The sequence below is a fragment of the Vibrio sp. 5S239 genome (genome assembly GCF_041439575.1).
Classification (GTDB): domain Bacteria; phylum Pseudomonadota; class Gammaproteobacteria; order Enterobacterales; family Vibrionaceae; genus Vibrio; species Vibrio kanaloae.
In genome coordinates, this window is the sequence record NZ_JBGOOM010000053.1 from 1 (window position 1) to 2,417 (window position 2,417).

Below are 2,417 nucleotides of genomic sequence, written 5' to 3' on the forward strand. Positions count from 1 at the left end.
AAGGGGTGAACAACGCCTCCACCCAAACCTAAAGCATTGTGCCATAAACACTAAAACTGAAGTAGAAGCAAAAGTGCCAAGCGTTGTGAATCCCTCTTAAATTGCTTGTTAGCACACAATTTCCAAGCTGTACTCCGCTGTATTTTCACTATTAGAAGCTGTCTGTTCAAAACCCAGTTTCTTTAGTACCGAAGAGCTCCTACTATTCCAAGAATGAACACCTGCCCAAATACTACCTTGATAACCCGAACTACAAACATGTGATAACAAAGCTTTGCACATTTGCGTCGCTAAACCCTGCCCCCAGAATTCCGGATTAACCCAATAAGCTAAAGCCAAACGATTTTCCTGAGGAAGCAATGTGACCTGACCAATAACTTGGGAGTTGTGCAATCGGCGACAGCTCCAAACATAACATTTGCCCATATTCCATTCTGACATACGATTTGAACACCAATTCTCAGCTTGAGTTAGAGTTTTAATGTTTGCTAATGGAAGCGACTCAGGAAATAAATCGGAGTTCACTGCGGTTAATAAATACACTGCATCAGCGATTTCAATTGGAGTAAATACAAAACTTGAACATTCAAATTTTCTTGCGAATTTCAAAGCCTTCTCCTTGTGTGCTAACGCCGCGTTAAGGGGTGAACAACGCTGACACCCAACTTAAACCATTGTGCCATAAACACAAAAGCTAAACTTTGAACCAAAACTGCCAAGCGTTGAGAATCCCTCTTAAACGCTTTGTTATGGCTTACAACTCACAACGAACAGAAACGTTAATCTGTTGTTCTATATGAACTTAACACGTTCGTCTAAGCACTCATTAGAACCCATTTCAAATTCGCGGCATATCCAAGGACGATTTTCATAAATTGTGCACATTAAAGTGTCTCTGTCTAAAGCGGCACACCAACCATCATTTAATCGCATCATTGTTTCACCACCATACTGATCGCGTGCGATGAACTCTTCTGGCACTCCAGTATCCGAGATAATCATAACTTCAAGGCGGCAGCAGCAAGCTTGGCAGTTTGCGCAAGATACATTTGAGGAAGAAGGTGTATTAGTTGGTATAAGCATAAGTAACTACAGTTTAGTCAATTGTGCATGATACCGTAAATTTGATGTGAACAACCTTCATTTCTGAGATTGTTGGCCTTGTGAGCCATAACGCCTGCATAACACGTTTGCTACGATACAGACTTAGCTGAATTTTAACGCCTTAATCACTGAAACTAAAGACAAACTGACAACGCCGAGTGTAGCAAATCGTGTTGATGCATTTGTTATATTGCCTACTAAAAATTACAGTGTTGACTCTCACAAGGTACACCATCGCCATCACCATCCATTTTTGTATTTGGACAGTTAGCAATATAGAACTTAGCTTCGTCACATGACCTCATTTCACTGCAATAAGTTTTACCATCACAGCTAAAACCCATATTTTCATACTCTGGCATTGTGTCAAATAAAGGAGCTGAGTCATTTTTAGAGACGTTATTTTTTGACAACAATTGATAGCCAAGTATGCCGATTGAGATAACAGCCAACAGCAAAATTTTTGTTACGAAAGAGCTTCTAGATTTAGATGGTTGAACCCCAACTAAAGAAATCAGTTTAGCGTTTGTTTTATCATCTTTATACTCAAGTTGAAATTCAACTTCATCGCCTACTTTTAGTCGACGGTAGCCCTTTTTAAACTGAGATATATGAGCAAAAATCTCACCAGCCGCATTATGACTCTGAATAAATCCAAAACCACGATCATCAACCCATTTTATAATTTTGCCCTTCATACCTTTCCTTTTCGCCGGCAATATAACGCCGCGTTAAGTGGTGAGCAACGCTACCACTGCACTCAAGACATTATGCCATAAACACTGATGCATATCTTTGAACTGAAGCCGCCAAGCGTTGGGAATCCGTCTTAAACGCTTTGTTATGTGCTCAGGTGCACTTATGTCGTTTCACTTCTACAATTTAACGATAAGGAGTAAATCATGAAGTACTTATTAACGTTAATGTTAGTCATGAGTTCTAGCTTGAGCTTCGCAAATGCTTGGTTAGACCGACAACATCAATATGTTCAAAACTATGTGATGATGGCTGGCACTCTGCTGCAAACAGCAGAACAACACAGTAGGCAATGTAGTGGTAACTGGTCTCACGACAAACTAATGAAAAGAATATATAAGAAGTATCGTGAACTCAAAATCCAAGACACGGAAATGCATGATGCCGGTGTAGCCACCTACGAAATGAAAGTAACTGTGGATTATCTTGTTCGAAACTCCAACGTTTCCTGCGGAGAGCTTCGAAGTACCATTTATAGTATACTCGAGTCATTTCCCAAATGACACATAACGCTAAGCTAAGTAGTGAGCAACGTAATACGAAGCCACCGCATAACA

General features: G+C 40.1%; 4 protein-coding genes. 1 reads left to right on the forward strand and 3 read right to left on the reverse strand.

The annotated features are described in order from the left end of the window. Positions 1–108: 108 nt before the first annotated feature. The 3 genes from ACED48_RS20320 to ACED48_RS20330 form a co-directional block, all read right to left on the reverse strand. Positions 109–609 carry a GNAT family N-acetyltransferase gene (locus ACED48_RS20320; RefSeq protein WP_017057321.1) on the reverse strand — a complete coding sequence of 167 codons (501 nt, stop codon included), beginning with the start codon at positions 607–609 and terminating at the stop codon, positions 109–111. Between the two features lie 183 nt (positions 610–792). Next, complete coding sequence (locus ACED48_RS20325) at positions 793–1,083, reverse strand: YkgJ family cysteine cluster protein (protein WP_079856096.1); 291 nt, start codon at positions 1,081–1,083, stop codon at positions 793–795. Between the two features lie 218 nt (positions 1,084–1,301). Then, positions 1,302–1,802 carry a cold shock domain-containing protein gene (locus tag ACED48_RS20330; protein WP_017057323.1) on the reverse strand — a complete coding sequence of 167 codons (501 nt, stop codon included), beginning with the start codon at positions 1,800–1,802 and terminating at the stop codon, positions 1,302–1,304. A gap of 204 nt (positions 1,803–2,006) precedes the next feature. On the opposite strand from ACED48_RS20330, the gene ACED48_RS20335 reads away from it, so the two are divergent. Beyond that, on the forward strand, positions 2,007–2,363 hold the full coding sequence (locus tag ACED48_RS20335) for a hypothetical protein (protein WP_017057324.1): 357 nt from the start codon (positions 2,007–2,009) through the stop codon (positions 2,361–2,363). The last annotated feature ends 54 nt before the right edge of the window (positions 2,364–2,417 follow it).

Bases quoted from the DNA above. Each gene is read 5' to 3' on its own strand.
- ACED48_RS20335 (WP_017057324.1), top strand. From the start codon at position 2,007: ATGAAGTACTTATTAACGTTAATGTTAGTCATGAGTTCTAGCTTGAGC.
- ACED48_RS20325 (WP_079856096.1), bottom strand. From the start codon at position 1,083: ATGCTTATACCAACTAATACACCTTCTTCCTCAAATGTATCTTGCGCA.
- ACED48_RS20330 (WP_017057323.1), bottom strand. From the start codon at position 1,802: ATGAAGGGCAAAATTATAAAATGGGTTGATGATCGTGGTTTTGGATTT.